Raw genomic sequence first — 26618 nt, forward strand, 5'->3', positions numbered from 1 at the left:
TGTCTGAATGGACATATGTTAGTTAGCAAAGATATTACCATGCGGTCAGTATTGGGGCAATTATCCAAGCGGCACTGAATTCTGGGCATAACGTGCCAAAACTGTGTGAATAATGACACAATTGGAGGGTGCCAGAAAGGAAGGTTTCATGACTAATCTGCCCGCCTCCGAGATTCGTGCCCTGCGCGAAGCCTTAACTCATCCACACGGAACCGGGTCGGGGCGTCAATGCGCGGCGGATATCGAGATAACGCCTCATGAATCCGAACCAGCCCCTCATGAACCCGAGGCCACCCTCGCCACCCACCACGACGACTACCACACCCACCACGGGCGACCCGCGAAAACCCCGATGCAACCGGTGGACATTGATCAAATCGCTACCACCTGGGCTCCGCGATTCGAGCTGCTGGCCGACTTGACCCGGCTGAAACTGCTGTCCTATATGCATATTTACCCCGGTTCTTGCGTGCAAGACTTAGCCAAGGCGGCGGGTATTACCCAGACAGCGGCCTCGCAAGCCCTGCGGGTGTTACGTGACGAAGGTTGGGTCAGTGCGCAACGCGCTGGACGCTTGATGCGCTACACCTTGAAGGACACGGCCGCCCACCAGATGCTGCATTTTATTGGGCACACTCACGTGTAGCGGGTAGTGGTGTCTCGCCGGGGGTGCTTGGTTGCATGAGGTGCCATTTTCATGAGGTGCCAGCCCCAAACTTCGCAATTTATCTTGATGTCGAGTAAAATCGCATTCAAGAAAGAACCCTGGAAAAATCCTGACGGGGGCAACGGTGCGAAAAGGAGCAAAAATATGGCGAAAATCAAGGTGAAAAACCCGGTGGTGGAGCTCGACGGCGACGAAATGACCCGGATTATTTGGCGAGAGATTCGTGAAAAACTGATTTTGCCCTATGTGGACGTGGACTTGAAGTACTTCGACCTGGGGATTGAAAACCGCGATGCCACTGACGATCAAGTTACCGTTGACGCGGCGAACGCCATCAAAGAATACGGGGTGGGGGTAAAGTGCGCGACTATTACCCCAGACGAGGCGCGGGTCAAGGAATTTGGACTCAAACATATGTGGAAGAGCCCCAACGGGACGATTCGCAATATCCTGGGCGGCGTGATTTTCCGCGAACCGATTATTGTGCAAAACGTGCCCCGTCTGGTGCCGGGATGGAATAAACCGATTGTCGTGGCGCGCCACGCTTTTGGCGATCAGTACAAGGCCACGGATTTCAAGGTTCCCGGGGCGGGCACGGTGATGATTTCTTGGACTCCCGATGACGGCGGTGAACCTATCCGCCACGAGCTTATCCATATGCCCGAGGGTGGGGGAGTGGCTTTGGGAATGTACAACTTCAATGATTCGATTCGCGATTTCGCCCGGGCATGTTTCACCTACGGGCTCGACCGGGGATATCCGGTATATCTGTCCACGAAGAACACGATTTTAAAGGCCTACGATGGTCAGTTTAAGGATATTTTCGCGGCGGTTTTCGACGGTGAGTTCCGCGAACGTTTCGCGGCTGCGGGCTTGAGCTATGAACACCGCCTGATAGACGACATGGTGGCCAGTTCTTTAAAGTGGGAGGGCGGCTATATTTGGGCGTGCAAGAACTACGACGGTGACGTGCAGTCCGACACGGTGGCTCAGGGTTTCGGCTCCCTGGGTTTGATGACCTCGGTGTTGATGACTCCGGATGGGCGCACGGTAGAGGCCGAGGCGGCTCACGGCACGGTGACCCGGCATTTTCGCGCTTGGCAGCGGGGGGAAAAAACCTCTACCAACCCGATTGCCTCCATCTACGCCTGGACGCGAGGGCTGGCGCACCGTGGGAAACTGGATGGCACCCCGGAAGTGGTCGAGTTCGCGAGCACCCTGGAGGACGTGATCGTGAAAACCGTGGAGGGCGGCCAGATGACCAAGGACTTGGCACTGCTGGTAGGCCACGATACGCCGTGGCTGACCACGGATGAGTTCATGAGCGTACTCGACCACAACCTGCGTGTGCGCCTGTAAACCAACGATGACGCCTAAAGCACACATAAAGTGCTTTGCCTGGGAAAATATCAAAAATAAACTTATTTATTGCGTGATTTACCTGTGTTCAAAGTCGGTATAAAAATACCGACACCTGACGGTAGCGCCGACGGTTGCGGGTGTGATTCACTGAGAAGAGCGGCGAAAATCGTTGCTGGTGCCGTGCAGTACCGAGCCGAGTTCAAAGGAGATTTCATGGAATACGAACGTACTACTGGAAAAGTTGCCGTATTCCTGCTAGGTACTGGTGCAACGGCGCTACTAGCGGTGCAGGCAGGTGGAATTCGTGCTTATTCTTTAGAAAGTGGATTTCCTTCAAAAACTTCTACTGATAAATATGAATACATAAACGGGCGGAAGATTCAACTATAAGAATAAATAATCAAGCTGCTGAGGCGAAGACTTCCTTGATTAAACCCTCGTTTCAAATTAGGCTAGAAGAGTCAGTAATTACTTTATATGGAGGTGATGAATTCCAAGATAATAATATAGCTCTTAATGACTTCGTTAAAAAACATCCTGATATTACCCAAGCAGTTAAAAATTTTGGTAATCTAAACGATATTAATTCATCAAACTGGACACAATATGCAAAAGCAACTTCAGAAATGGGTGATTATCCAGGGGAGTTAATGGCCTCATTTTTGGACACGTATGCAGTAAGTTATTTCAACCTGTTTCGTGCAGCCTTAGTGACCCAGTTTGTCTAGGTTTTTTGGGTTTGCGGGGTGATGGGGTCGCTAGATTGGATTTCGTGGCTTTGGTAGGGGATGGTTTGTTTCTGGGTTGGTCGTAGCATGCGGACGAGTTTTTGCTGTGATACCAGTCTTTTGGTGCAAATAACGAGATACGGCGAGGGCGGTTATAACGGGGGCGGTTATAACGATGGTCAGGTGGGTTTCTATGGCCTCGTGTTGCCGATGGAATATTGGGCGGGCGCGTAAATCGGTTTTGGACGTGCGTCAAATGTTCTACGTGCCGTAGTTCGTGGTTGTCGATGGCCTCACTAGCGGGCATGAGCGCAACCGGGATGTTGGTGACATGGCCCTTCAACCTGGCTAACTGCTCGGCGCGGTGGAAGCCTTTCTCATGGTGTCAAGTGCAGGTTTTTTCTGCGAGTGTAGCGCAAGTGGTTTTGCGCGTTTTTTAGCCAGTTCTAGGGGTTTTCATTAGGGGCTTGACAAGCCGCGTTCATGGTGTACATAATAGATATGTACACCATGAACGGTATGTGTACTTCGGGTAGGAACAAAACCAGACGAACTAAGAGAGGAGTCAGGCTATGAACACGCCAACGACCAACGCTATCGAGATTGAGGGGCTGGTCAAAAAACTTGGCACTTTTGAACTCGGACCATTAACCCTAAATATTCCCCGAGGATGCTTTGTGGGGCTGATTGGGGAAAATGGCGCGGGCAAAAGCACCACGATGAAGCTTTTGCACGGAATTTTGGAACCCAGCGCGGGAAATATCCGGGTGTTGGGAAATAACCCCGCCACGGACAACCCAGCTTACAAGGCAAGGGTAGGATTCGTTTTTGACGACCTGTATCTGCCGGAAAACTTCAAACTCAAACACGTGGAACACTTTAACCATCTGCTTTACGGCGAGGCTTGGCATCCGCAAACCTTCTGGGGATTGGCCGAGCGTTTTGACCTGCCACCTAAGAAATGGATAAAGAAATACTCTCGGGGTATGAAAATGAAACTGGGAATGGTTTGCGCCCTGTCCCACCACGCGGAATTGCTAATCTTGGACGAACCCACCTCGGGGCTTGACCCGGTGGTGCGCGACGACGTGTTGGACATCATTATGGATTTCATGCAGGATGAAAGCCACAGTGTGCTGTTTTCCTCGCACATTATTTCGGATTTGCAAAAAGCCGCTGATTATGTTGCTTTCATACACAAGGGGAAACTACTCATGATGGAAGCGAAAGACGAACTGAGCGAGAAATACGCTCTGCTGCAAGCCAACGCTGAGCAGCTAGCATCACTTGCTCCTGGTGCGATTTTGGGGCGGCGTCACACCGAGTTTGGTGACACCGTGCTGGTTGAACGTGACCGGGTTCCCGCCGGTTTCACTCTGGAGCGCCCCAGCATTGAGGACATCATGGTTTATCTGATTAAAGGGGAGGAAAAATGAAAGCCCTGATGTATAAAGACTGGATTTGCTACCGCTGGGCATATCTCTTTCTTGGTGGTCTGGCGATGTTCGAGATGCTGCTGCTTCCCGCAGTTGGGGTTGGGGTGGATTATGTGATGAGAATAGTAGCTGCCATGTTCTTCATTGCCGGAGTTACGATGGGAGCAGGGGCACAATTCTACGACCTAAAGACACACAGTGACCGCTATATTTTGGCAGCAACCGTAAAGAAAAGCACTATCATCACTCAACGTTATTTATCCGGTTGGATTTGGTCAGTGGCTGCTACTTTGCTGCTGGCGGGTTCTATGTATTTCACGGAACTGAAAGTACCTAAGTTGTTGATAGCTGCCATGTTTTTCTTTGCTGTGGCCGAGATAAATGCGCTGACTATTCCTTTTGCGCATCTACTTGGCCCCGAAAAAGCCTTGGTGCCTCTGATAATCCTGGTAATGCTCTTGGCGTCTACGGGTGCCGGCTTCGCTGTTGGCACCATAAATAGCAAGGAAATTGAACAGGCCGCAAAACTGTTTATCCTGAGTATGGTCAATAACGCTGACCTAATCGCGTGGGTGCTGTTAGTTGGGGCTATTGTCTTGAATGTGATCTCTTATTATGCTTCTCTTGCTATCTACCGGCATAAATCTAACTAGGTAAGGGCGGTGATGATGTGCTTGCAAGTCATTGTTAAAGAATACTTTGCGGTATCCCCGGAGGTGAGTAGTGGACATTCAAATCCGTAACTCCAGTGATGACCCGATTTATTTGCAAATCAAAAACCAGCTAAAACGTGCCATCGTTACCGGCGAACTGGCGGCGGGGGAGCAACTTCCCTCAATCCGCCTGCTGGCCAAGGAACTGCGCGTCAGTGTTATCACCACTAAACGTGCCTATGACGAGTTAGAAAAAGAGGGTTTTACCAACTCGGTGGTGGGCAAAGGAAGTTTCGTAGCTGCCCAAAACTCCGAGCTGCTACGCGAGGAATACCTGCGCAAGCTTGAAGCCGTGCTGCGTGACGCGTTGAAATACGCGGCATTAGCCCAGCTGAGCCGCGCCGAACTGTTAGAAATGATTGACCTACTAGATGAAGAACCGGGAGGAAATGAATGAAAGCCCTACTGTACAAGGATTGGATAGTGTTTCGGTGGGTATTTTTGATTGTCCCAGTCTTTCTAGTCCTGCAGATTGCGCTGCTAGTACCACGAGTCGGCTGGAAACTAGAGTATATTTTGGGAATGCCCACGGTGGTGCTGGTCGTCACTGGTATTTTTTCAGGGATTGGAACGCAAATTACCGATATGAGATTCCAGGTAGATCGGTATCTGCAATCCGCACCCATAAAGAAAGCGCTGGTGATGCTGGAACGCTACCTGTGGTTTTGGATTATCGGCGTGATAGCAAGTGTACTGATTTCCGTGGCGCTACATTTTGGGGGCGCACCGACGTTGACCGTATCACTAGTGGCTGCTGGCTGCTTGTTTGCGACTACCTTTTTCCCCACTTTACTGACGCCCTGTATCTATTTATTGGGACCGGAAAAAGCCTTCATTCCCTTGATGATTATTTTTATGATTTTGGGATTTGGTATGTCAATAGGATCCAACTCGCTAAGCGATGCGGGAAAAGCGCAACTCCTGGCCGTTTTGGCGGGTAAAATCAACCTGATTGCCGGGGGTTTACTAGTGTTGACTATTGCCTTGAATGTGGGCTCTTACTTTGCGTCTTTGGCCATTTACCGGCACAAAGTGAACTAGGTCAACCTGGGTGGCTTGAAAAACCACCCGGAAAGCGGCGTGACCGGGGAAAACTTGCGGGGAAAATCTGGGCTTTATAGAATAACCGCATCTAATTAACTAACTAACTAAGGTAAGGAAGTGCGATGATACGAGTCGCAATCAATGGTTATGGCAATCTGGGACGCGGGGTGGAAAAAGCGGTGTCGGCCGCCCCGGATATGGAACTGGTGGTGGTCTTTACTCGGCGGGATCCCGCCACGGTGAAAACCGCAGGCACCCCGGTGGTCAGCGTGTCTGAAATGGCGCAGTACCGCGACTTGGTGGATGTGTGCGTGAACTGCGGCGGTTCCGCGACCGACTTGATGGAACAGGGGGTGTTCACGTCTGGCCTGTTCAACACGGTCGATTCTTTTGACACCCACGCGCGAATTCCCGAACATTTCGATGCGGTGGATGCGGCGGCACGCCGAGCGGGACACGTGGCTTTCATTAGTTGCGGGTGGGATCCGGGGCTGTTTTCCATGCTGCGCGTGTTGGGCGATGCGATTTTGCCACGCAGCCAGGCCACGACCTTTTGGGGGCGGGGAGTGTCTCAGGGGCATTCCGATGCGATTCGCAGGATTGAGGGTGTGGCCGATGCCCGGCAATACACGGTGCCGGTGGCGGAAACGGTGGCTGCGGTGCGCGGCGGTAGCCAAGAGAAATACACCGCCCGCCAAATGCATCGGCGTGAATGCTACGTGGTGGCGGCGCCGGACGCGGACAAGGCGCGGATTGAAGCCGAAATCAAGGCGATGCCGAACTATTTCGCGGACTATGACACGAACGTGACGTTTATCACGGCCGAGGAAATGCAGCGCGACCACGCGGGTTTACCCCATGCGGGCGAGGTAATCCGCAGCGGCGAAACTTCGCCGGGGGTGTCCCAGTCTATGATTTTCCAGTTGCGATTGGATTCCAACCCGGAGTTCACCGGCGCGGTGTTGGCGAGCGTGGCCAGGGCTTGCGTTCGGAAAGCCACGCGCGGCGAGCGCGGGGCTTTCACCATGTTGGACGTGACTTTGGCGGAGCTCTCGTGGCGCGACCCCGCAGTCTTGCGCCACGATTTCCTCTAAATTCATGAGGCGCGAGCCGAAATCGCTGGCGATAGCCTGGAACGTGACCTTGGTCACATTCCGCGGACATTTAGTGCGATTCGTTGGAAGCCCTTCCTAGCAAACGCCCAGTTCACAGTCGTGGAGACCTTTCCGGCATCTCGATTGTCACCCGCTAAATGTCCGCACTGGAAGTCGCGTTAATCGTTCTACGGAAGGCGAACCAGAACAGTGAGCCCAGTATCGGTATGAAAAGCACAAAGAGCACCCAGGTGATTTTCCTTCCGAAAGCGAGGCTAGATTTAAGCAACGAAATAAACGCAACTACAGTTAAAACTAAGATTCCAATCGTTGCAAAGCCCCACAGTAAGTCATAACCTGTTGGTAAAAGCGGATTCATCTCAAACTCCTCCCTGAGACTGCTTAATTTTAGCTCGCTCCTCCCCGAGACTGCTTAATTTTAGCTCGCTTTATCGGGGTCGGCGACTTTGCTTACCAGCGCCCCCGACGGGGTCTATGTCATCCCATTGGTACTCTTGGCTCGTGATGCCCCGACGAAAAGCAGATTCGTCGCCCTGTCGGTCTGTTCGCCGAACCTCTGCTGGTCAGTTCGTCGGGTTCATGAGGTGCTTTCCTAAAATCCTACGAGAATTGAAAAATCAGCCTTGATTAAAGCGTGCTGTGGCGGGAAAACTGTGAGAAAATAGTATTGAAGGGGTTCCTCAACCAGGCGAGGGAAGCGGCGGTTGGCACTGGTATCAATTCAGTGGTCTCAGTGCAGTTTCTCATCCGGGCAACCGGACGGTCTTGCTGCTTCATCCCTGGTGTAGGCGATACCAGACAAGGAGAAAATCATGGACAGGAAAAAACCAACCGGGGTCGCTTTGGCCTTGTTTATTGTCTCGGGATTGCTCTGTTTTGGAGCACTTGTACTGCTCGGCATGTCCCTGTTCATCCCTGAATTTGATAGAGGGTGGGCACCTAAACTTGGAAATTCATCCGCGCTGCTGGGAGTTTCTCTTTTGCTCTTGGGATTCGCAATCCAACGCAAGCCATCCGCCTAGCCGAAGAACATTGATGCCGACCAGCACCTCTCTCATGAAGCGACATTTTTACTACGACACCGCACCCCACCCGCCCGACGCGCACATACCAACGCACCCCGGAACCCGACCCCCACGCCGCATCCCAAAACACCCTCAAAATCGAAGAGCCGATTAATTCCAGCAGTGCGATAAGCAGTGCCAAAGCCACGAAAATCAACCGTTGTAACCATCCCGGGTCAGGGTACTCAGGGAAAAGCCGTAACAGAGTGCTGTTTAACTGCAAAGACTCGAGTCACTTTCACTTACAGATGGGAGCATGTGGCCAGTAGTCACATGCCCACTCTCCAAGGCGAATTTGAACCTGACTTGTGGCAGGATTCGAAGCGACGATGCTGTCAGCCAACATTCCCGCCGTCACAGCAACCCCAAAATTACCCGAAAACCGCCCCAAAATGTTACAGAAGTGACGCTGTTCCCAAAAAACACGCGGGAAATTCGCGAATTTTTTGCTAAAAACGAGACAAATGGGCTAAATTTGCGTAGTCTCATAGAGATGGTTCCACACAGGGTGGAACCCTAGATTCAACTATCCGAAAGGAAACCAATGTCCGTGAATCGTACTGAACTTGTTGCTGAAATCGCCAAGCGTGCCGCACTGTCCAAGACCGAGGCCGACGCCGCGCTTTCCGCTTTCCAGGACATCTTGATTGAGTCCCTGAAGAAGGGCGAAACCGTCAAGGTTACCGGCTTGATGAACGTGGAACGCGTCTCTCGCGCCGCTCGTACTGGTCGCAATCCGCGTACCGGCGAAGAAATCAAGATTCCCGCTGGATTCGGTGTCAAGATTTCTGCTGGTTCCACTTTGAAGAAGGCTGTTACCCAGTAGTCTGCTTCCCAGCATTGACCGGCCGCCTCCGTGTGTGAGTCGGCCGGTTTCTTACACCCACAAGGGTTCCTGGCGCCCGAATCGCTGGGACGGTGCTTCGCCCCGGTCGCCTTTGGTGACGCAGTTTACGGTTCAGCTCGCTGGAGTGCGGAGCTTTCCCGTTCATGAGGTGCCATCCTCTAACGGCTATAATGGGGGATATGAGCGAATCAGCAACGGAAAAGCAACCCATGGGGGGAACAGCGGTTTTGGAACGCACCGAAACCGAACTGAAAAAGAACCCGGGGGATAATGAACGCTATGCCCACTATGTGCGCAAAGACCGGATTACGGCTTCGGCTGTTACTGGCCAGGCAGTGGTGGCGTTGTGTGGGAAAGTTTGGGTGCCGATGCGCGACCCCAAGAATTTCCCGATTTGCCCCGTGTGCAAGGAAATTATGAACTCTATGCACGGCGGGGGTTCCGATAATCCCGGTTGGCCATTCGCTGGGAACTAGCATATTTGGGACAGCCTCGGTAATAATTCCCCACCAACATAATAGCATGAAGGTATGGTAAAAGCCCAGGTTCAACACTGGGATATCCGGGGCTCCCGAAAACTACAACTGCACCAGCTTCGTTGGAATCGCAACCTCGCCTTCGGACAGGCGCCACGCCTGATACGGCAGTTCATTGCGGGAATCCTCGTGGCGTTGCTGGGCACGTTCCAACGCCGCTGCACCCGTCCAGGACAAATCAACATCCCCACAGGACACAAAAGATTCTTGTAAAGCCCGCGCCCCGTGTTCTGCAAAGTAATCCCGGGCTTGCTCACGGCTCAAACCGGTTACCAACAGCTCGCTTTGCGCGGTTTTGCTTTCCAGTACCCTTCCGGCCCATTTCAGGCCGCCGTGGGTGGATTTGTCCTTGGAATGTTTCGCGACGGGCTGCATTACCCCAGATGAATCCTCTCGCGCCACCAGTTTGTACACTAAAGCAGCGGTGGGAACCCCTGATCCGGTCACCAGTTTGGTGCCGACCCCGTAGGAATCCACCGGCGCGGCTCCCAGCGCGGCCAGAGCGTATTCATCCAGGTCATTTGTGACGGTTATCTTGGTGGTGGTTGCTCCCAGTTCGTCCAAGAGCTGGCGCACCCGGAATGCCCCCGCCACCAGGTCGCCGGAATCCAGACGTACCGCGCCCAGTTCCCCGCCAGCCGCCCGCGCGGTTTCTACGGCGGTTTTTACGGCGGTTTCGACATCATAAGTATCCACCAACAGGGTGGTTCCTGGTCCCATCGAGTTCACCTGTGCTTCGAAAGCCTCTTGTTCCGAATCAAATAACAGCGTAAACGCATGCGCGGCGGTGCCTATTGCCCGCACCCCGTAGCGAATCCCGGCTTCCAAGTCGGAAGTACCCACGAATCCGCCAATCTGAGCGGCGCGTGCTGCCGACACGGCCGCCCGCTCATGAGTACGTCGCGCTCCCATGTCCAGACACGGCCGCCCGTGTGCTGCAATCGTCATCCGGGAGGCCGCCGAGGCAATCGCGCAGTCAAAATTCAACACGCTCAGCAAATACGTCTCTAACAGGCAGGCCTCGGCAAAAGATCCGCGCACGGTCAGAATCGGCGAGTTCACCATGAATACCTCGCCTTCGGGATAGCCGAAAATATCTCCCGAAAAGTGATAATTCTCCAAGAATCGCACGGTCTTCGCTCCGACGACCCGGTTATCTGCCAGGTAGCGTAGCTGGTCTTCGCTGAAATGGAAGCGTTGCAGTCCTTCTAGAATCCGTGCCACGCCCGCCATCACCATGAAACGTCGGGATGGTGGGAAGCGCCTCGTGAACACCTCAAATACGCATTGGCGTGACCCCATTGCGTGTTCCAGGGCGGAATCCACCATGGTCAGTTCATACATATCGGTCAACAGGGCTGTGGAAAGATGTTTTTCTTGATGCATAGCTACCACTATACGCGCCTGCCTTGCCCCCCGGAACTGTGTCTGGCTATTTATCGGCTTGTTTACTGGCTTTCCGTGCCGCTTTCAGGGCCTTGACATCTTGGACAGAGCCGGCCAGGACGGCGCTTTGGAAGTCGGTGGGTCGGGTAAAGTCGGCTTCATGAGGTGCCACCGGGCGTGCCCGCGTAACTAACTTGTGTCCTATCCATAGTCCAAGAAACAGCGGCAGACCCAGGTATGACGACAACAGTGACAAGAAATCCCCGCGCCCCAATAAGGCTTCGTAGTTCTGACCGACAATCACAAATACGCACATGAACAGGGCAATTAGTGGCCCCAAGGGATACAGGGAGGCTTTGAAGGGGAGGTCTTCGACCCGGTGTCCTTGTGCCAGGAAGGCTTTGCGGAACTTGTAGTGTGACCAGGCAATCCCCACCCAGGTAATGAATCCGGCCAAACCCGAGGCATTCACCAGCCAGGTATAGGCTGCGCCGTCGCCAATCAGGGAGCTCAAGAAGGCAAAGAAACCGATAATAGTGGTGGCAATCAGGGCATTCATCGGTACCCCGCGCCTAGTGGTGTAGGAAAAAAATCGTGGCGCCTGATGCTGTAAAGCCAAGGAATACAGCATCCGGGTCGAAGCGTAAAGCCCGGAGTTCCCCGCCGAAAGCACCGAAGTCAAAATCACGGCGTTCATGACGCTCGCGGCCGCCAAAACCCCGGCTTTTTCAAACACCAAGGTGAAGGGGGACAAGGCGATGGATTCGTCGGGGTTCAATAGGCGTGAATCCGTGTAGGGAATCAAAAAGGCGATAACCGCAATCGCCAGGATATAGAACAGCAGAATCCGCCAGAAAACAGTGTTTATGGCCTTGGGAACGCTGTGTTCGGGGTTTTCGGCTTCGCCCGCCGCGACCCCTACCATCTCCGTGCCTTGGAAAGAGAAACCGGCAATCATGAACACTGCCAAAATCCCCATTCCACCGTTGACGAAAGGCGCATCCCCGGTAGTCCAATTCTCGAAACTGGCGTGCTGTCCGCCCAAAATCCCCAGAATCATGGCGATACCCACCACCAGGAATACCACCACGGTTATGACCTTGATTAACGCAAACCAAAACTCACCTTCGCCATAGGCTCGGGCGGACAGGGCGTTGATTACGAACAAAATCGTCAAGAATAACCCCGACCAAATCCAGCCGGGGGTCTCGGGCAGCCAATACTTCATCACCAAGGCCGAGGCCGACAGTTCCGCTGCTACCGTAATCGCCCAGTTGTACCAGTAATTCCACCCCATTGCGAAACCGAAGGAAGGCGAGACGAAACGGCGGGCATATTCCCCGAAAGATCCGGCAATCGGCAGGTAGGTTGCCATTTCCCCCAGGGATTGCATCAAAAAGAACACCATAATGCCAATCAGGGCATAGGCTAGTAAAGCCCCGCCGGGGCCGGCTTGGTTGATGGTGGCACCACTGGCCACAAACAGTCCCGTCCCGATAGATCCACCGATAGCAATCATCGACAAGTGGCGTTGGCGCATGCCGCGTTTCAACTTCACATTGTGTTGGGGCATCGTCATGGTTTGGGTGTTCCCTCCCACCCCGGTCGCGGTTTCGATAGTGGGCGTTGGGTTTAATTCTTTAGACATAGCAATTCCTTTTAGGGTTTAAGTACTTAAGTAGTCTAGGGACAGAACTGGGCTTAACCAAAACCTGCGGCATTTTTCCGCGATTCAACCTGCAAGATGCGCTTTAAACCCTTAACCTGTAATTGTGAATTCAATTCCCGGCACCGAGTACACCCCGAGTTCCGTTGCGGAGCTCGACCGGGTGCTGCCTGGCCAGTGGAACACGGTGGTGTGGAATGATGCGGTTAACCTGATGTCCTATGTGACTTGGGTGTTCAAGACGTATTTTGGGTATTCCCATGACCGCGCGCAAACTTTAATGAAAGAGGTTCACTACCAGGGACGCGCGGTGGTATCAGCCGGGAGTCGAGAACAGATGGAAGCCGATGTTTTGGCGATGAGTGGTTACGGCCTGTGGGCTACTTTGGAACAGGAAGCCGACTAGGGGGGTAAGATGCACGCATTTCACGCCTTACCGACCAGCGGGTGGTCTTCGCATTTAGAGGATCATGAAGCTAGCTTGTTGGCCGGGATTTTCTCGGAGTTGTCCAATGCTATGGAAGCCGAAGAAAAACGCACTGTCTTGGACATGATGGGGGTGGATTTGGATGCGGGAGCGCCTAAGGATTTTCCGCTCATGTTTGAAAACTTGTTGGGGGTAGACACCGTTTCGGGGATTGCCTCGCGAGAAGAACTGGCACCTCATGAATCCGCCCCTGACTGCGCGTCGGGTGACCCTGACCGGGGTGCCTCGGGTGCCTCTTTGGACTCGGATTCACGAGGTGCCAGCCCGGATTCTGAGCCAGACTCGAAATCCCGGCGAGTCTCAAAGGAGTCCAATGCGACAGGGATGACGGACAATCAGCGCCTGGCCGAACTGGACTTTGACCCCCTGGCGACCCGTCCTGCCCCAGCCAATCCTTATATTGCTGCCATTTTAAGACCCATGAGTCAAGACCTGGAGGAAGCCGCCGAATTGCGAGCTCTTACTACCCCGGATTTAGCCGCTAAGAAGACCACCGCGATGCGCACTGTGGCGGCCAGGCTGTACTGGGCTGCGGAACACCACGCCCCGATTGTGGTGAAGCCTGAGGCTTTGAAAACCTGGGTGACGGCCATCAACGATGTACGTTTGGCTTTGGGATGGTCGCTGGGAATCGAGGACGAGATGCGAGCCGAGGAAGTTCAGTTGATGGCGGAGTCGGATTCGCAAAGCGGGGTGTATACGGCCTATGAAATCACCTTGGCTAGTGTGTACAACGCCCTATCGTGGTGGTTGGATACCTTGATGTATGCCGTTGAGCAACCCGGATTGGAAACGGGGGAGACTTGGCGTGAATAATGCACCCATAGGGATTTTTGACTCCGGGTTGGGCGGTTTGACCGTGGCGCGAGCCATTATTGACCAGTTGCCGGGGGAGTCCGTGGTATACATCGGGGACACCGCTAATAGCCCCTATGGCACTAAACCGGTGGAAACCGTGAAACACCTGGCTTTGAACGTGATGGATAAGCTGGTTGAACACGGCGTGAAGATACTGGTAATTGCTTGTAACACGGCCTCGGCGGCGGTGTTGTTTGATGCCCGAGCCCGCTATGATCGTTTGGGAATTCCTGTTCTAGAGGTCATCAGCCCGGCGGTACACCGCGCAGTTTCTGCTACGCATAACGGGAAAATTGGAGTTATCGCCACCAGCACCACTATCGCTACGGGAACTTACCAGCGAGCTTTGGGTGCTTATCAACAGGTGGAAGTCACTGCTCAGGCCTGCCCGGCTTTCGTGGAATTCGTGGAGCGTGGTATCACTTCCGGCTCGGAGTTATTGGCGAAAGCTCGGGAATATTTGGAACCGGTCAAAGCTGGCGGAGTAGACACCCTAGTTTTAGGATGTACCCACTATCCTTTACTGACCGGGGTTATTAACTATGTGATGGGATCGGAGGTAACCTTGGTTTCTTCTTCCGAGGAAACCGCGCGTGATGTGTACCGTACCTTGTTGGAAAACGACTGGCTAAATGAAGATGATGCCACCGGAGAGATTAACTTTTCGGCTCTAAATGGCGGCGAGTCTGGTGCTGTTGTGGAATCGGATTCGCCGGTGGCCTTGAAACAAAGTAATCGCTACCAGTTTCTGGCCACCGGGAACACCGAGGTTTTTACTCGTTTAGCGCGGCGTTTCCTCGGTCCGGAAGTAGGGGTTGTGAACCAGGCTTAGCTGGGGGAATCCGCTTTTATGCGGGGTGGCACCTCATGAAACCGATGCGGTGGGAAGTCCGGTAAAACCGGAGGCCGGGAGCGAAGGGGGAGGTTTAACCCGAAAACGCTGCGCCAATAGTTGAAACCAATTGGCGCAGCGTCGAGTTTTAAGCTCAGGATAAATAGTGCTTTAGGAAAGGCGTCCTAAGCCCACACGTCGAGACCGGTTGAAGGGTTGGAAACCTTCAGTACGGCTGCTGCAATCGCAGTCTTAGTTGCCTGTTGGGTTTGAGCCGCAACCGCGACCCCCATGAGTTCCTTCATAGTCTGAGCGTCCATGACGGGAGCTGCGCCGGAAATAGGATTCATGTTTGTGCCTTTCTGTGAGCGTAAAAATCGAGGAGACTTATAGCAGTACGTCGAGATTAGAACTCGAGGACTTGTAGGTATTGGGCAGATTCTGTTGGGTAGGTTGCGAAGACCCGACCACAGGTTTAAACTCTGCCACATTAGCGCTCAGTGCGCTTTGTGAACCAGTAGCGGCCGCCTCGGTTTTGGTGGTGTTTGAGACGGGTTCCGGTTTTTCAGCTCTCCCGTTTGGCTCGGGAGCCGGACGGGTAAAAGCCTGGTTAGTTAGCGCCGGGTTAAGTGCCCCGGCTACATCGACAGCAAGCATGATTTCCTCCTGAAACTAAGTGCGGCTAGGTTCTTTACCGAAGCCGGGAGACGTTCCACGTCTCTTGGAACCATTGTGCCATTAAAACCTGATGTAAGTCCAGTGTTAGGAGAGAAATGTCGGGTAGGAAAGTCGATAATTAGTGTGATAATTAATACTTTACCAAAACGGGTTAGAACAGGGTGTTGCGCGGGGTTCGTTCCAAGATAGCCTCCAGCTGGGGAGCGATCTGGCGAAAGGCGCTGGCGCGATGGGAGATTGCGTTTTTATCCTTGGCGGAAAGCTGGGCGTTTGTGCGTTTATCTTCCCCGATTTGTGCATCAGGTATGAAAATTGGGTCGTAGCCGAAGCCGTTCTTTCCACGGGGTTTGGTGGTGAGTCGCCCGCCCATAACCCCGTTGCCAAGATAAGTTTTACCGCTGGGCAGCAACAAAACTGCCACGCATACGAATGCCGCGCCGCGATGAGGGTCAGGTACATCAGAGAGCTGATTTAAAAGCAATTGCAGATTAGCCTGGTCATCACCGTGAGCCCCGGCCCAGCGAGCCGAGAAAATTCCTGGAGCACCGCCCAAAATCTCTACTGTCAAACCCGAATCATCTGCCAGTATCGGCAACTTTACATACTCGGCTAAGGCGCGGGCTTTAATCAGGGCATTAGCCGAAAAGGAAGTCCCGTTTTCGATTGGACTGGGGATACCCAACTCGCCAGAGGCAACAATCCCGTCCGGTTGCAAAGACGGCACCAAGGGACGCAGAATCTCGGCAACTTCCTTGACCTTGTGGGCATTACCCGTGGCCATCACCACCTGAGCCGTATCAGGAACAGCAATAGGCTTCGCCTTTTTTGGGGCTTTGGCGGCGGTGCTTGCGTGGCTGCTCATGCTAAAACTCCATCAATCAAAGTTAGGGTGGCACCTTTCGCGGCCTTCGTGGCCGCGCTCTGGGCGCGCGTCAAATCTGCGCAGCCCCCTTGAGCCAAATCCAACAGCTTCGACAAATCCTCGCGGCTGAAGGGCTCGCCCTCGGCAGTGCCTTGAACTTCTATCAGCTTACCAGTCCCAGTCATTACCACGTTCATGTCTGTTTCGGCGCGAACATCCTCTTCGTAGGGCAAATCTAGGCGAGCCTCGCTGTCGATAATCCCCACGCTAATGGCGCACACCGAGTCTTTTAGAGGCTCGCCAGGAATGAAACCACTGGTTTTGCCCTCCTCGATAGCGCGATGCAGGGCAATCCACGCTCCTGTAATAGCCGCCGTGCGGGTGCCGCCATCAGCTTGCAAAACGTCGCAGTCAATCTCGATGGTGTTTTCCCCCAGTGCGGTGTAGTCCACCCCAGCGCGCAATGACCGGCCGATAAGGCGCGAAATTTCTTGGGTGCGTCCCCCCAGTTTCCCCTTTACAGATTCGCGGGTGGAGCGGGTTGCGGTCGCTCGGGGCAGCATGGAATACTCGGCTGTAACCCAGCCCAAACCGGTGTCTTTGCGCCATCGGGGTACTCCCTCACTGAGACTGGCGCAACACAAGACTCGAGTATTGCCCGCCTCTATCAAGACTGCTCCCTCGGGGGTGCTCACCCAATCGAGGTGAAAAGCCATGTTCCGAAGCTGGTCGATTCTTCTGCCGTCTTTTCTCATGTTCTTAGCTTAATATCTTTACTTGGATTGCGGGCAAGTGGGTAAATCTTTACCTCGGTCTTGTCGGATTAACTCCAGGGCGCGCAGCGCATCGTTGAAAGTAGTGATAGGAGTAACTTTCAGGCCTTGCGGGACATGTCCCACGGTGTCCGCGCAATTTTCGCTGGGAGCCAGAAAAAACTCGGCTCCATCCTGTTTAGCACCCGCCATTTTCTGGGGAATGCCGCTGATAGGACCGACTTTACCGGCCAAATTAATGGTGCCGGTTCCGGCCACGTTATGGCGACTGGTAATTCTCTGTTCCGTTAGCTGTTCCACAATCCCCAAAGCAAACATGGTTCCCGCGCTTGGTCCGCCCACGTCCTTGAGATGGAATTTGATATCAAGTGGCACATCGATAGAGGAATTTAGCAACACCCCGAGTTGTGAGCCTTTCCCGGTAGCGGCTGCCATTGAAGGGAACTGTAAGGATACGGGATTTCCTTTGCGAGTCACCTCCAGCTTCAACTGGGTTCCGGGTGGGAGCTCTCTTAGGAATTTATGCAGTTCCTCAATCGTCTTTATCGGCATTGCCGGGTGGTTCGGTGCCGCGATACTGACCAGGGTATCCCCAGATTTCAGTGACCCGTAGGCCGGGGATTTCTTGGGGATCTCGGCCGCAGTCCAAGTGATGTTAACTTGGTATCCCAGCGAGCTCAAAGCCACTGACTCGGCGGCCAGTTGGGATTGATCCATCTGTTGCAAACCAATGGTTTTAATCTGTTTACTGGTTAGTTGTCGTGGATAGATAGATTCTTCGGGGATAATCTCGGAACCGGGGTTTAAGATAGACATAATAATGTCCAAGCCATTCACCATGGATCCCGGCCCGCCCAGGGAAGACACGGTGGTCATGCGTAGTTGCCCGTTGCCCTCCGGGTAGGTTTTGGCACCCTTAATCTCAATCAGCGGCACCCCGTCTCGGGTTTTACCCAGCACGTCAAATGTCGGTCCGGGAGAGTTAATCACCACGGGATAGCGGAAAAATAGCAAGAAATACAAGCCAACCAGGATTAACGCCAGGGAAAGCGTCCACTGGCTAAGCCCCCGAGAACGATGCTGAGTCTGGCTTCTGGAAACTGACGGGGAAGTCGGATCGCTTTGCGTCCGAGCTTCTGGGTCGGGGTTGTGTGCGCATAATTCCTTGTTAACGACGACTTCTTCCAATCCTTGTCGCCAAAAGCACAGTCCGTTCCGTGAAAATTTGTTCATCACGGTTACTATAGTCTCATGAAAGACGATAGTTCTGACTGGCAGGAAATGCTGCGCCGAATCTTTGGTGAAAAGAAAGCCCGAGAAATGGAGGACAAAATCCGTCAAGGCGAACCATTCTCGCTCTTCGAAGGCGGAGAAGGCGTTTTTGCTTTCCCACTACAAACCCTGTTGTCTAACTCTGGCGAGGCTGTGAACTGGGAACTCGCTCGAATGACTGCGCTGGGCAGAATCGGCACCCAACCACGTGCGGTCACACATGCCGAGGCTATTCGAGTGCGAGAAGGCCTATCTCAAGCGAATTTACGGCTCGACCCGGTCACAACTCTGAGCCCGCCGCAGGCAGATTACGAGGCTTGGAATGAGACAAAATGGCTGGAAGCCTCGGCTGAAGTATGGAAAGTCTTGGTAACACCGGTAGCGGAATCTACCGCTGCCGCTATGACTGCGGCACTAAAGAATCACCTGGGGGATGGGGATTTACGTATCGAAATCTCTAATGGTTCCGCCGAACTGCGTAACTTGCTCGGATTGTTTTCTAAAGACGGCAATGCCGAGTCCTTGCAGGTGGATGGATTGTTAAAGTCACTAGCAGCCAATCTGTTTGGCTTGCAATTCGGCCAGGCCTGGGCTTCACTCGCAACCGAATCTTTTGGGGCTTGCGATATCGGTTTGCCAGTAGGTAAACCCGACCAAGCCGCCTTGGTTCTTGAAAACATCGAGAAATTCGCCGCTGACAGTAGCCTCGATTCCCAACCGGTGCTGGATTTCCTAGCGACTCGTGAAGCTGCCTATATAAGACTCTTCCACGCGGTGCCATGGCTAAGAGTATTCGTGACCAAGGCTATTACCGACTTTGCCAAAGACATCACCTTCGACTTACAAGCTATGGACGAAGCCTTGAACTCAATTAATCCCACCGATTTGCATTCTGTCGATGAGCTGTTGGGTAAAGGATTCTTAACCCCACAAACCACCGGAAAACAAACTGCCGCCAAACAAAGCCTCGAAATGATTTTGGCCGTGATGGAAGGTTGGGTAGATACCGTTACTACCCGGTGCCTGGCTGGGGTGCTGCCGGAACTCGCTCCGCTGCGCGAGATGATGAATCGGCGGCGCGCCAACGGTGGGCCGGCTGAAAAAACCTTTGCAGCGCTTATCGGTATGGAACTGCGTCCCAAACGGTTGCGGGAAGCCAGCGCCTTGTGGACAAAATTAGTGGCGAAACTGGGGGAAGCCGGAGCCGAACGGCTGTGGGATCACCCCGATATCCTGCCCGAAGAAAGCGATTTCGATGATGTGGATGGTTTTGTGGCACGACTCAGCGGCGAAGAACCCCCTGATGAGTTGGAATCGTCCCTGGAAGCACTGCTTGATGGCACCCTGGGTTATGCTAAGGGATTGAAACCGGGAGCGGACTCGGAGGGCGACAGTTTGCAGTAAGCACCTCATGAAACCGACCCTTCACCCAGCTGCCGAGAAAACGACGGTTCCGGAGGAAACTCCAATTCGGGAGGTAAACCCGTACAGCCACAATTCGCATGCGCTTCATAGGTCATAACCTCGATATCCCCATCCACGTCAATCCGGGTCACTCGACCAGGGAAAATAGCACGACGGTCAAGAAAAGCTAGGGCGGTGGCGATGCCAACAGAGCTACCCATTGCGGCTAAAGTCGTTTCAATCCGCGGAAAATCCACCCCGGAGAGGCTCGCAACGCGTTCTTGCAACTGGGAAACCAAGGTCGCACGCGCATTCGAAACACAATTGGCGCAAGGCGTGAAACCCGGCTTTACTAAAGGACCAACCTCCACATAGTCATTACCCGCCACTATCGGCAAATACGGCTGATTATGATGCATTGCCGCAGAAAGATCCAGGGGATTGGGGAAACCCCAGCTTAGAAAAATCGCCAAATCGCTGTGAGTCAGCTTCGGGGTGAAACGAACCTGCCCTATGCCAGCAGCGTGAAGCTGTTCAGAAAGCATCTGGCTCCAAGGATTTCGTTGGTTGAGGGTTACCCGCAGCCGCGAGCGATGCCGATAATTGCGTCGCATCGCATCCCCTCCAATACGTCGCCAGGCGGAGTCGTCTGGGCCATGAGGATGACGTGAGGCACGCAAAGAAATCAGCTCGGCACCTTGCAGCTGACCCAAAAGTTGCTCGCCCTGGCTGCGAGTTACTCCCATATCTTTGGCTCGGCAGAAAAAATCTGACCGGGAAATCCCCGAAACCAAAGACTTTAGCAAGCGTACCTGTTTGTCTGGCAACGCCGGAAAACTGAACAAGGTGTCCATGCCTGCACAGATTTCCGTTTTTCCATCGGGGAAACTGGCTACGTGTAAACCGTCATGAAGTCGCATGATTCTCCTTTGCTAGTAGTTTATGAGTCCATGTTCACCCTGAATTGGATTCCTGACAAGTCGGTTTCCACAGCCTGTGGAAAACTTCTTGACTGGATGGAGCTATCGTTTAGGATAAAGACACTCACCCCGATAAAACACCCCACAAAAGGAAAGAACCTGTTGGAGACACCGCGTAATGACCAACCTGAGATGCTGCTAGAACAGCTCGACCCCTCGCAGCGAGAAGTCGCGACACACCAGCACGGGGCGTTATGCGTTTTGGCCGGGGCGGGAACCGGGAAAACCCGGGCAATAACCTACCGGATTGCCTACGGGGTACGAACCGGGGCAGTGGCAGCCGAAAATATCCTGGCTTTGTCTTTTACCCAAAAGGCCGCCGGAGAAATGCGCGAGCGTTTGACTGGGCTCGGGGTGCCGGGGGTCGAAACTCGCACGTTTCACTCGGCCGCGCTCGCCCAGGCGCGTTTCTTTTGGCCCCAGGTGGTGGGAGGAGAGATTCTACGAGTCATGAGCGGCAAGGCCTCGCTGGTGACTGCCGCCGCCGCTAGGCTGGGCTTGGATCCATCCCGCGCTCAGGTGCGTGATTTGGCCGGCGAGATTGAATGGGCCAAAGTGTCCCTGTTAGCACCCGACGAATACGTGGAGGCAGCCCGTGCGGCCGGCCGGATGGGCGTGGCGAATTTGAACCCAGAGCGCATCGCGGATTTAGCTGCGGCCTACGAAGAAGTCAAAGCTGAGGCGCAAGCCCTGGATTTCGAGGATATCCTGTTGGTTTGCGCGGGAATGCTCGATGAACGCGAAGACGTGTTACGAGCGGTGCAAGCCCGTTACCAGTATTTTGTGGTCGACGAATACCAAGACGTTTCCCCCCTGCAAAACTACTTGCTGCTGCGTTGGTTGGGGCATCGTCGCGACCTGGCAGTAGTAGGGGATGCCGCCCAAACTATTTATTCTTTTGCGGGCGCCACCCCCAGTTTCCTCACCGACTTCACCAGGGGATATCCCGAGGCAAAGGTGGTGGAATTGACCCGTGACTATCGTTCCACCCCTCAGGTAGTTGGATTGGCGAATCAAGTGCTCGCTGACGCTAAAGATGCGGCAGGACGGCCTTTGGGGGGCACAGTACAGCTAGTTTCCCAACGGGAAGACGGCCCGGATGTCCAGTGGTTTATCGCCGAAGATGACCAGACGGAAGCTAGTACAGTGGCTAAACGTTCCTGGCACCTCATGAAACAGGGCACAAACCCCAAGGACATCGCCATACTGTTCCGCACAAATTCCCAAGCAGGATTATTTGGGACGGAGCTGGCTCGGATGGGTCTGCCTTATGTGGTAAAAGACCAGGTAAAGAGTGGTTTTGAAGCGGACGGCGCTTCGAAAGATTCAATCCCGCGCGAAGCAATTACCCTGGCTTCATTGCACTCCGCGAAGGGCTTGGAATGGGAAGCCGTTTTCCTGGTGGGGGCGAGCGAAGGCCTGTTACCAATCAATCTGTCCACCACGGATGCCCAAATCGAAGAGGAACGGCGGCTGACATATGTGGGAATCACCCGGGCGCGCAGCCTCTTGACAATTAGCTATGCCAAGGGAAAACGCCCTGGAGCCAGTGGGGAGCGGGAAGCCTGTCGGTTCTTGGCACCCTTCTGGGCGCGCCCCCAACTGGATGTGACGGGGACGGCACGACACCGGGCTTAGGATTCGGCGGGCTTAGGTATCGTCCCCGCCGGCAGCGCTAGTATCGCCGGCATCGTCAGTGTTGTCGTCGCGCCCATTGGTAATTAGCTGTAATAAATCCAAAACCAGAGCGGGGCCTTGTTCGATATGCTCGGGGTCGGATTCGAACTTGGGATGTACCACCGACCAGGATTCCTCGCGGGTGGCTGCCACCACGAAACGGGATTTTTCTCGATCCTGTTTGATAGTTTCGAGGTAGTGTTGCCGTTCTTCGGCTTCATGAGGTGCGGCTTGCATTTCGGCCGCAGTCAACATGGCATCCGTTTCATAAACCACCGCGACACCTTCTATGTTTTCGCTCCACACCAAGCGCGGGAGCTGCTGGAGGAAATCGTCTCCATCATCGGGCAGGGTAAAGGGTAAAGCCACCAAGGCATCGGGATTCTCGTCAATAATCTGGCGCAAAGCGTCAAGTTCCTCGGATTCTAAGTTGGCCTGGGTAATTTCCGGCAGCTGCGCTAGGCGGTGCAAAGTAAACACCATACCCTCCAGGCGATTTTCAAAGGGTGGAATCTGTGAGTCAAGCTCCCAGGTGACGCGGATAATTTGGGGGATATCCTCAGGGATAGGCACTTCGGAGGCCTCAGCTTGAGGTTCGTCAGTTGCAGAATCCGGGGTAAAGGACATCCCCAGCAGAGAATTGTTTGGCACGGCGGACAGGGGATCAAAGGATTCACTCATAGTGTTTATTATCCCAAAAAATGCGTCCGGAATGGAACCACGCGCCCAGATATGAAAAGATGGTGACCGTTGTAGCTACCAAGAAAAAGAGGTGAATGGTGGGGTCTAACACTTCCAACCGAACAGTATTCGATTCTTTTTTTAGCGGCCCGCCAGGACGTGGCAACGGTCGAGGCGGGGGTGGAGTCTCCAAGCCGCCGCACAGCAAAATTGGTGGTCAACGCCCTGGAAGTGGGAAAACTTTGGGGATTGTGCTGGGGATTTTAGCGTTGATTATCCCTCTGTTGGGATTCATTGCCCGAGTTTGGGCGGAGTTCGCGTGGTTCGAACAGCTGGGGCGATTCTCGGTAGTTTTGACCACTTGGGGGTGGCGTATCGGCCTGGTGTTGGTGGCGACACTGTTGGCTGCCGTGGTTACCTGGGTTAATCTCGCGATTGCCAGTAAAGCCAGCCCCTATGCGTCGCAGCGCGCCAAAGTAGCCAATCGTCGCAATGCGGAAAAAAAGATGGACGAAGCCAAACGGAAGGCGCAGCGAGACCAAAGCAGCGCAACCGCCAAAACTGAGGATGAAGCCGAGAAAATTGAGGATTTAAAGCTCGAGTTTGAAAAAACATTTGAACCCAGTGATTCCCAAGCCTTCGAAGAAGAACTGCGCCGAGACATGCGCCGTGAAGCCCGCCCAGGAGTGACTTCCCTGCGTGACGCCCTGGAACCGCGACGCAAACTGATTATCATCCTGGCTCCTATCTTGGGGGGACTCTTTGTGTCCGTAGCCCTGCCTAGCCAGTGGCAGAACTTTGCCGCCTGGTGGCAGCGCAGTGATTTTGGAACTAAGGATCCGGTTTTCGGGATGGATGCGTCGTTTTTTGTGTTTTCTTTGCCGGTGTATTCTCAGTTGGTCACGTTGATCTTTAATATCTTCGTTATGGCGGGTTTGTTTACCTTGGCCAGATACTATTTGCAGGGGAATGTTTCATCGTCCATGTCCGAGATTCCCAGCCGTACCCGGATTCACATTTCGATTCTGCTGGCTATTCTGGCGGCAATTTATGCCTTGCGCTACTATCTACAACGCTTCGAACTGCTGCTGGGCACCCACGACAAGTTTTCGGGAGCTTCCTATACGGATATCCATGCGGTGTTGCCGGCCAAGAACATCTTGGTAGGGATTTCCCTGGTCATCGCGGTACTTTTCGTGGTGGGCGGTTTCCGTAAATCCTGGGTTATTCCCGCCACGGGATTGGGCGTGATGGTGCTCTCCTCGGTGCTGGTGGGGGGACTCTATCCCTACTTAATCCAACGCTTCCAAGTTGACCCTTCGGCTCAGGAACTGGAAGCACCCTATATTTCCAACAACATCAAAGCTACGCGGGATGCCTTTGGAATTAGTGATGTTAAAGAAGAGACCTATAAGGCTAAAACCGAAGCTACGGCGGGACAACTGCGTCAAGACAGTGAATCCACGGCCTCTATTCGCCTGCTGGATCCCTCGGTTGTTTCCCGCACCTTCGGACAATTAGAGCAAAACCGTCAGTACTATCGGTTCGCGTCGAATCTGTCGGTGGATCGTTACAAGATTAACGGCAAGGCTCAAGACACCGTGATTGCGGTTCGAGAATTAGATCCCAACCAGCTAGGGGATTCCCAGAAATCTTGGGTGAATCAGCACACTGTTTTCACCCATGGTTTTGGGGTGGTAACCGCTTATGGCTCCAAGGTAAACTCGGATGGATCCCCAGCCTTTTGGGAACACGGGATTCCTTCCACTGGGGAGCTCGGTGAATATGAGCCTCGAATCTATTTTGGCCAGTACTCACCAGAATATTCTATTGTGGGTTCTCCCAAGGGCGGCGGGAAACAGGAATTCGACTACCCCTCTGATACTTCCAAAGATAAGGGTGTGAATAACACATTTACCGGTAATGGGGGACCGAGCGTGGGAAGTCTGTGGGAACGACTGATGTATGCCATTAAGTTCCAATCCTCAGAGATTTTCTTTTCCCAGCAGGTAAACCCGGCTTCGCAAATCCTGTTCCATAGATCCCCAGAGGTGCGCGTATCCAAGGTGGCGCCCTATCTGACCTTGGATTCCAAAGCCTATCCGGCAGTGGTGGATATGGACGGGGATCCGAAAACCCCCAAACGCGTGGTATGGATTGTAGACGGCTACACCACCTCGGATTCATATCCATATTCCGCGCATGTAGATTTCACGAATTCGATTATGGATTCCCGCACTTCTCAGTTCAGTATCGGGACTCCTGCAGCGGTGAACTACGTGCGTAACTCGGTGAAGGCTGTAGTGGATGCCTATGACGGTTCGGTAACCCTGTACCAGTGGGATGCTAAAGACCCGGTGGTGAATTCCTGGTCGAAAGTATTCCCCGGCCAACTCAAACCGCTGAGCGAGGCACCGGGGGATTTGATGGCGCACTTCCGCTACCCCGAGGATATGTTCAAAGTGCAGCGCAACTTAATCGCGCGTTATCACACCACCGATTCGCGCTCTTTCTATTCCGGTTCGGATTTCTGGAAGCTACCCGATGATCCAACGCACGAGGGATCAACCACGGTGCTTTCTGCGTTGCAACCGCCGTACTATCTGACGATGCAGGCGCCTGGCCAGAAATCCACCGAGTTCTCGCTGTACTCGACCTATATCCCTTATGGGCAATCGGATCGTAACGTGTTGACAGGTTATTTGACGGTTGACTCGGAAACTGGCAATCAGAAAGGCAAAATGCGCCCGGAATACGGCAAAATTAAACTGTTGTCGTTACCGTCAGACTTGGCGGTTCCCGGCCCGGGTCAGGTTTCTAACAAGTTCAAAACCACAGATAATGTGTCTCGAACTTTGAACCTGTTGTCTCAGCAGTCCACCGAGGTGGTACGCGGGAATCTGCTGACTTTGCCGGTGGGGGGAGGATTGCTCTATGTACAACCGGTTTATGTGCAAGGTAAATCGGGTACCACCTATCCGCTGTTACGTTTCGTGTTGACTTCTTTTGGGGATAAAATTGGCTTCGCTCCCACCTTGAAAGAATCCCTCGACGACTTGTTCGGGGGTGATTCCGGGGCGGTGACTTCCGAGAATGCGGGTGACACCGGTGGCCAGACCGGAGGAAAAGACAGTAAAACTCCCGAAGCTCCGAAGTTGACCCGTGAGCAACAACTGCAGCAAGCCCTCCGGGGTGCCAAGGCGGCGATAGAATCCGCTGACCAGGCCATGAAAGCTGGGGATTGGGCGGCCTATGGCAAAGCGCAAGCCGAGTTGAAGACCCAGCTGCAAAAGGCCGTGGAACTGCAGGGTATCGCGGATACTGTCCCCGGCGAAGCTCTCCTTGGCAGTGAAGCCTCCGGGGGAAAGGCCGCCAAGGATAAAAATAAACCTGCTGCTGGCGAGACCAGCCACCCCAGTCCAACCGCTTCCTCCGTGGCTGCAAAGCTGAATGCAGCTGTTAGAAACTGAAGTTTTACACGAAAAAACTCCATCATGGGCTTGCCCCTCAACTTCAAGTTGAGGGGCAAGCCTTTTCCTGGTAACCTATA

28 protein-coding genes and 1 pseudogene are annotated in these 26618 nt (G+C 53.6%); 18 read left to right on the forward strand and 11 right to left on the reverse strand.

The features are described 5' to 3' along the window. The first annotated feature begins 148 nt into the window (after positions 1-148). The 4 genes from F4555_RS02545 to F4555_RS02560 all read left to right on the forward strand — a co-directional run bounded on the left by F4555_RS02545 (position 149) and on the right by F4555_RS02560 (position 2757). On the forward strand, positions 149-646 hold the full coding sequence (locus F4555_RS02545; RefSeq protein ID WP_004015118.1) for an ArsR/SmtB family transcription factor: 498 nt from the start codon (positions 149-151) through the stop codon (positions 644-646). 165 nt (positions 647-811) lie between these two features. Further along, the gene (locus F4555_RS02550; protein ID WP_115325482.1) at positions 812-2026 is read left to right on the forward strand and encodes an NADP-dependent isocitrate dehydrogenase; all 1215 of its coding nucleotides are present in this window, start codon (positions 812-814) and stop codon (positions 2024-2026) included. 69 nt (positions 2027-2095) lie between these two features. Next, positions 2096-2419 (forward strand): hypothetical protein, encoded by a 324-nt coding sequence (locus tag F4555_RS02555; protein ID WP_147279549.1) that lies wholly within the window; start codon positions 2096-2098, stop codon positions 2417-2419. A 35-nt stretch (positions 2420-2454) separates the two neighbouring features. Continuing rightward, the gene (locus tag F4555_RS02560) at positions 2455-2757 is read left to right on the forward strand and encodes a hypothetical protein (RefSeq protein ID WP_081455751.1); all 303 of its coding nucleotides are present in this window, start codon (positions 2455-2457) and stop codon (positions 2755-2757) included. Here the strand turns inward: F4555_RS02560 and F4555_RS11615 are convergent. Continuing rightward, positions 2737-3136 (reverse strand): annotated as a pseudogene (locus F4555_RS11615) (IS1634 family transposase); the annotation flags it as partial. The gene F4555_RS02560 and the pseudogene F4555_RS11615 sit on opposite strands and share 21 nt — an antisense overlap. Positions 3137-3329: 193 nt before the next feature. Here F4555_RS11615 and F4555_RS02565 point away from each other — a divergent pair. The 5 genes from F4555_RS02565 to F4555_RS02585 all read left to right on the forward strand — a co-directional run bounded on the left by F4555_RS02565 (position 3330) and on the right by F4555_RS02585 (position 7044). Then, entirely contained in the window at positions 3330-4193 is an 864-nt protein-coding gene (locus F4555_RS02565) for an ABC transporter ATP-binding protein (RefSeq protein WP_004017590.1), read from the forward strand. Then, positions 4190-4846 (forward strand): ABC-2 transporter permease, encoded by a 657-nt coding sequence (locus tag F4555_RS02570; RefSeq protein ID WP_115325481.1) that lies wholly within the window; start codon positions 4190-4192, stop codon positions 4844-4846. The genes F4555_RS02565 and F4555_RS02570 overlap by 4 nt, the downstream gene beginning before the upstream one ends. A gap of 70 nt (positions 4847-4916) precedes the next feature. Then, a complete protein-coding gene (locus tag F4555_RS02575; protein WP_004015103.1) occupies positions 4917-5303 on the forward strand; it encodes a GntR family transcriptional regulator in 387 nt (128 codons plus the stop codon). Further along, positions 5300-5947, forward strand: coding sequence for an ABC-2 transporter permease (locus tag F4555_RS02580; protein ID WP_115325480.1), 648 nt, complete (start codon positions 5300-5302; stop codon positions 5945-5947). The genes F4555_RS02575 and F4555_RS02580 overlap by 4 nt, the downstream gene beginning before the upstream one ends. Positions 5948-6072: 125 nt before the next feature. Further along, positions 6073-7044 carry a diaminopimelate dehydrogenase gene (locus F4555_RS02585; RefSeq protein WP_115325479.1) on the forward strand — a complete coding sequence of 324 codons (972 nt, stop codon included), beginning with the start codon at positions 6073-6075 and terminating at the stop codon, positions 7042-7044. A gap of 154 nt (positions 7045-7198) precedes the next feature. On the opposite strand, the gene F4555_RS02590 is transcribed toward F4555_RS02585, so the two are convergent. Beyond that, positions 7199-7423 (reverse strand): PLD nuclease N-terminal domain-containing protein, encoded by a 225-nt coding sequence (locus tag F4555_RS02590; protein WP_004015100.1) that lies wholly within the window; start codon positions 7421-7423, stop codon positions 7199-7201. Between the two features lie 454 nt (positions 7424-7877). Here F4555_RS02590 and F4555_RS02595 point away from each other — a divergent pair, with 454 nt between their 5' ends. The 3 genes from F4555_RS02595 (at position 7878) to F4555_RS02605 (ending at position 9452) form a co-directional block, all read left to right on the forward strand. Then, positions 7878-8087, forward strand: coding sequence for a hypothetical protein (locus F4555_RS02595; RefSeq protein ID WP_036369298.1), 210 nt, complete (start codon positions 7878-7880; stop codon positions 8085-8087). A gap of 586 nt (positions 8088-8673) precedes the next feature. Further along, the gene (locus F4555_RS02600; RefSeq protein ID WP_004012729.1) at positions 8674-8955 is read left to right on the forward strand and encodes an HU family DNA-binding protein; all 282 of its coding nucleotides are present in this window, start codon (positions 8674-8676) and stop codon (positions 8953-8955) included. Positions 8956-9155: 200 nt separating this feature from the next. Beyond that, positions 9156-9452 (forward strand): DUF3039 domain-containing protein, encoded by a 297-nt coding sequence (locus F4555_RS02605; protein WP_036342505.1) that lies wholly within the window; start codon positions 9156-9158, stop codon positions 9450-9452. 102 nt (positions 9453-9554) lie between these two features. Here F4555_RS02605 and F4555_RS02610 read toward each other — a convergent pair whose 3' ends face one another. Beyond that, entirely contained in the window at positions 9555-10898 is a 1344-nt protein-coding gene (locus F4555_RS02610; RefSeq protein ID WP_174222558.1) for a nicotinate phosphoribosyltransferase, read from the reverse strand. A 46-nt stretch (positions 10899-10944) separates the two neighbouring features. Next, entirely contained in the window at positions 10945-12546 is a 1602-nt protein-coding gene (locus F4555_RS02615) for an amino acid permease (RefSeq protein WP_004017014.1), read from the reverse strand. A 124-nt stretch (positions 12547-12670) separates the two neighbouring features. Here F4555_RS02615 and clpS point away from each other — a divergent pair, with 124 nt between their 5' ends. From clpS to murI, 3 genes are read left to right on the forward strand one after another with little or no spacing between them, the layout of a single operon-like run. Next, positions 12671-12970, forward strand: coding sequence for an ATP-dependent Clp protease adapter ClpS (gene clpS, locus F4555_RS02620; RefSeq protein ID WP_004017012.1), 300 nt, complete (start codon positions 12671-12673; stop codon positions 12968-12970). 9 nt (positions 12971-12979) lie between these two features. Next, positions 12980-13867 (forward strand): DUF2017 family protein, encoded by an 888-nt coding sequence (locus F4555_RS02625; RefSeq protein ID WP_004012724.1) that lies wholly within the window; start codon positions 12980-12982, stop codon positions 13865-13867. Then, positions 13860-14741: a glutamate racemase gene (gene murI / locus F4555_RS02630; RefSeq protein ID WP_004012723.1), complete on the forward strand. Its 882-nt coding sequence runs from the start codon at positions 13860-13862 to the stop codon at positions 14739-14741. Before F4555_RS02625 ends, murI begins: the two co-directional genes overlap by 8 nt. A 185-nt stretch (positions 14742-14926) precedes the next feature. Here the strand turns inward: murI and F4555_RS02635 are convergent, their stop codons facing one another. The 5 genes from F4555_RS02635 to F4555_RS02655 all read right to left on the reverse strand — a co-directional run bounded on the left by F4555_RS02635 (position 14927) and on the right by F4555_RS02655 (position 18287). Next, positions 14927-15091: a hypothetical protein gene (locus F4555_RS02635; protein WP_004017010.1), complete on the reverse strand. Its 165-nt coding sequence runs from the start codon at positions 15089-15091 to the stop codon at positions 14927-14929. A gap of 37 nt (positions 15092-15128) precedes the next feature. Further along, positions 15129-15398, reverse strand: coding sequence for a hypothetical protein (locus tag F4555_RS02640; protein WP_004012721.1), 270 nt, complete (start codon positions 15396-15398; stop codon positions 15129-15131). 172 nt (positions 15399-15570) lie between these two features. Continuing rightward, positions 15571-16281, reverse strand: coding sequence for an RdgB/HAM1 family non-canonical purine NTP pyrophosphatase (rdgB, locus tag F4555_RS02645; RefSeq protein ID WP_004012720.1), 711 nt, complete (start codon positions 16279-16281; stop codon positions 15571-15573). Further along, positions 16278-17036: a ribonuclease PH gene (rph, locus tag F4555_RS02650; RefSeq protein ID WP_103758947.1), complete on the reverse strand. Its 759-nt coding sequence runs from the start codon at positions 17034-17036 to the stop codon at positions 16278-16280. The genes rdgB and rph overlap by 4 nt, the downstream gene beginning before the upstream one ends. A gap of 18 nt (positions 17037-17054) precedes the next feature. Continuing rightward, complete coding sequence (locus F4555_RS02655) at positions 17055-18287, reverse strand: YlbL family protein (RefSeq protein WP_115325477.1); 1233 nt, start codon at positions 18285-18287, stop codon at positions 17055-17057. 18 nt (positions 18288-18305) lie between these two features. Here F4555_RS02655 and F4555_RS02660 point away from each other — a divergent pair, with 18 nt between their 5' ends. Further along, complete coding sequence (locus F4555_RS02660; RefSeq protein WP_004012717.1) at positions 18306-19730, forward strand: zinc-dependent metalloprotease; 1425 nt, start codon at positions 18306-18308, stop codon at positions 19728-19730. 5 nt (positions 19731-19735) lie between these two features. On the opposite strand, the gene F4555_RS02665 is transcribed toward F4555_RS02660, so the two are convergent. Next, complete coding sequence (locus tag F4555_RS02665) at positions 19736-20650, reverse strand: hypothetical protein (protein ID WP_004015087.1); 915 nt, start codon at positions 20648-20650, stop codon at positions 19736-19738. On the opposite strand from F4555_RS02665, the gene F4555_RS02670 reads away from it, so the two are divergent. Beyond that, entirely contained in the window at positions 20639-22348 is a 1710-nt protein-coding gene (locus F4555_RS02670; protein WP_036369290.1) for an ATP-dependent helicase, read from the forward strand. The two genes, F4555_RS02665 and F4555_RS02670, sit on opposite strands and share 12 nt — an antisense overlap. A gap of 12 nt (positions 22349-22360) precedes the next feature. On the opposite strand, the gene F4555_RS02675 is transcribed toward F4555_RS02670, so the two are convergent. Continuing rightward, the gene (locus F4555_RS02675) at positions 22361-23068 is read right to left on the reverse strand and encodes a hypothetical protein (protein WP_004012714.1); all 708 of its coding nucleotides are present in this window, start codon (positions 23066-23068) and stop codon (positions 22361-22363) included. Positions 23069-23310: 242 nt separating this feature from the next. Between F4555_RS02675 and F4555_RS02680 the strand changes: the two genes are divergently transcribed. Next, positions 23311-26538 carry a UPF0182 family membrane protein gene (locus tag F4555_RS02680; protein ID WP_115326087.1) on the forward strand — a complete coding sequence of 1076 codons (3228 nt, stop codon included), beginning with the start codon at positions 23311-23313 and terminating at the stop codon, positions 26536-26538. The last annotated feature ends 80 nt before the right edge of the window (positions 26539-26618 follow it).

It is taken from the genome of Mobiluncus mulieris (assembly GCF_014204735.1).
Classification (GTDB): domain Bacteria; phylum Actinomycetota; class Actinomycetes; order Actinomycetales; family Actinomycetaceae; genus Mobiluncus; species Mobiluncus mulieris.

What these genes read in the sequence shown, in the direction of transcription:
- F4555_RS02660 (WP_004012717.1), top strand. Translation starts at nt 18,306, where the DNA reads ATGAAAGACGATAGTTCTGACTGGCAGGAAATGCTGCGCCGAATCTTT.
- F4555_RS02670 (WP_036369290.1), top strand. Translation starts at nt 20,639, where the DNA reads ATGAAGTCGCATGATTCTCCTTTGCTAGTAGTTTATGAGTCCATGTTC.
- F4555_RS02665 (WP_004015087.1), bottom strand. Translation starts at nt 20,650, where the DNA reads ATGCGACTTCATGACGGTTTACACGTAGCCAGTTTCCCCGATGGAAAA.
- F4555_RS02615 (WP_004017014.1), bottom strand. Translation starts at nt 12,546, where the DNA reads ATGTCTAAAGAATTAAACCCAACGCCCACTATCGAAACCGCGACCGGG.
- F4555_RS02585 (WP_115325479.1), top strand. Translation starts at nt 6,073, where the DNA reads ATGATACGAGTCGCAATCAATGGTTATGGCAATCTGGGACGCGGGGTG.
- F4555_RS02545 (WP_004015118.1), top strand. Translation starts at nt 149, where the DNA reads ATGACTAATCTGCCCGCCTCCGAGATTCGTGCCCTGCGCGAAGCCTTA.
- F4555_RS02605 (WP_036342505.1), top strand. Translation starts at nt 9,156, where the DNA reads ATGAGCGAATCAGCAACGGAAAAGCAACCCATGGGGGGAACAGCGGTT.
- F4555_RS02580 (WP_115325480.1), top strand. Translation starts at nt 5,300, where the DNA reads ATGAAAGCCCTACTGTACAAGGATTGGATAGTGTTTCGGTGGGTATTT.
- F4555_RS02570 (WP_115325481.1), top strand. Translation starts at nt 4,190, where the DNA reads ATGAAAGCCCTGATGTATAAAGACTGGATTTGCTACCGCTGGGCATAT.
- F4555_RS02675 (WP_004012714.1), bottom strand. Translation starts at nt 23,068, where the DNA reads ATGAGTGAATCCTTTGATCCCCTGTCCGCCGTGCCAAACAATTCTCTG.
- F4555_RS02640 (WP_004012721.1), bottom strand. Translation starts at nt 15,398, where the DNA reads ATGCTTGCTGTCGATGTAGCCGGGGCACTTAACCCGGCGCTAACTAAC.
- F4555_RS02600 (WP_004012729.1), top strand. Translation starts at nt 8,674, where the DNA reads ATGTCCGTGAATCGTACTGAACTTGTTGCTGAAATCGCCAAGCGTGCC.
- F4555_RS02565 (WP_004017590.1), top strand. Translation starts at nt 3,330, where the DNA reads ATGAACACGCCAACGACCAACGCTATCGAGATTGAGGGGCTGGTCAAA.
- rph (WP_103758947.1), bottom strand. Translation starts at nt 17,036, where the DNA reads ATGAGAAAAGACGGCAGAAGAATCGACCAGCTTCGGAACATGGCTTTT.
- rdgB (WP_004012720.1), bottom strand. Translation starts at nt 16,281, where the DNA reads ATGAGCAGCCACGCAAGCACCGCCGCCAAAGCCCCAAAAAAGGCGAAG.
- F4555_RS02655 (WP_115325477.1), bottom strand. Translation starts at nt 18,287, where the DNA reads ATGAACAAATTTTCACGGAACGGACTGTGCTTTTGGCGACAAGGATTG.
- F4555_RS02625 (WP_004012724.1), top strand. Translation starts at nt 12,980, where the DNA reads ATGCACGCATTTCACGCCTTACCGACCAGCGGGTGGTCTTCGCATTTA.
- F4555_RS02550 (WP_115325482.1), top strand. Translation starts at nt 812, where the DNA reads ATGGCGAAAATCAAGGTGAAAAACCCGGTGGTGGAGCTCGACGGCGAC.
- F4555_RS02590 (WP_004015100.1), bottom strand. Translation starts at nt 7,423, where the DNA reads ATGAATCCGCTTTTACCAACAGGTTATGACTTACTGTGGGGCTTTGCA.
- F4555_RS02595 (WP_036369298.1), top strand. Translation starts at nt 7,878, where the DNA reads ATGGACAGGAAAAAACCAACCGGGGTCGCTTTGGCCTTGTTTATTGTC.
- F4555_RS02610 (WP_174222558.1), bottom strand. Translation starts at nt 10,898, where the DNA reads ATGCATCAAGAAAAACATCTTTCCACAGCCCTGTTGACCGATATGTAT.
- F4555_RS02635 (WP_004017010.1), bottom strand. Translation starts at nt 15,091, where the DNA reads ATGAATCCTATTTCCGGCGCAGCTCCCGTCATGGACGCTCAGACTATG.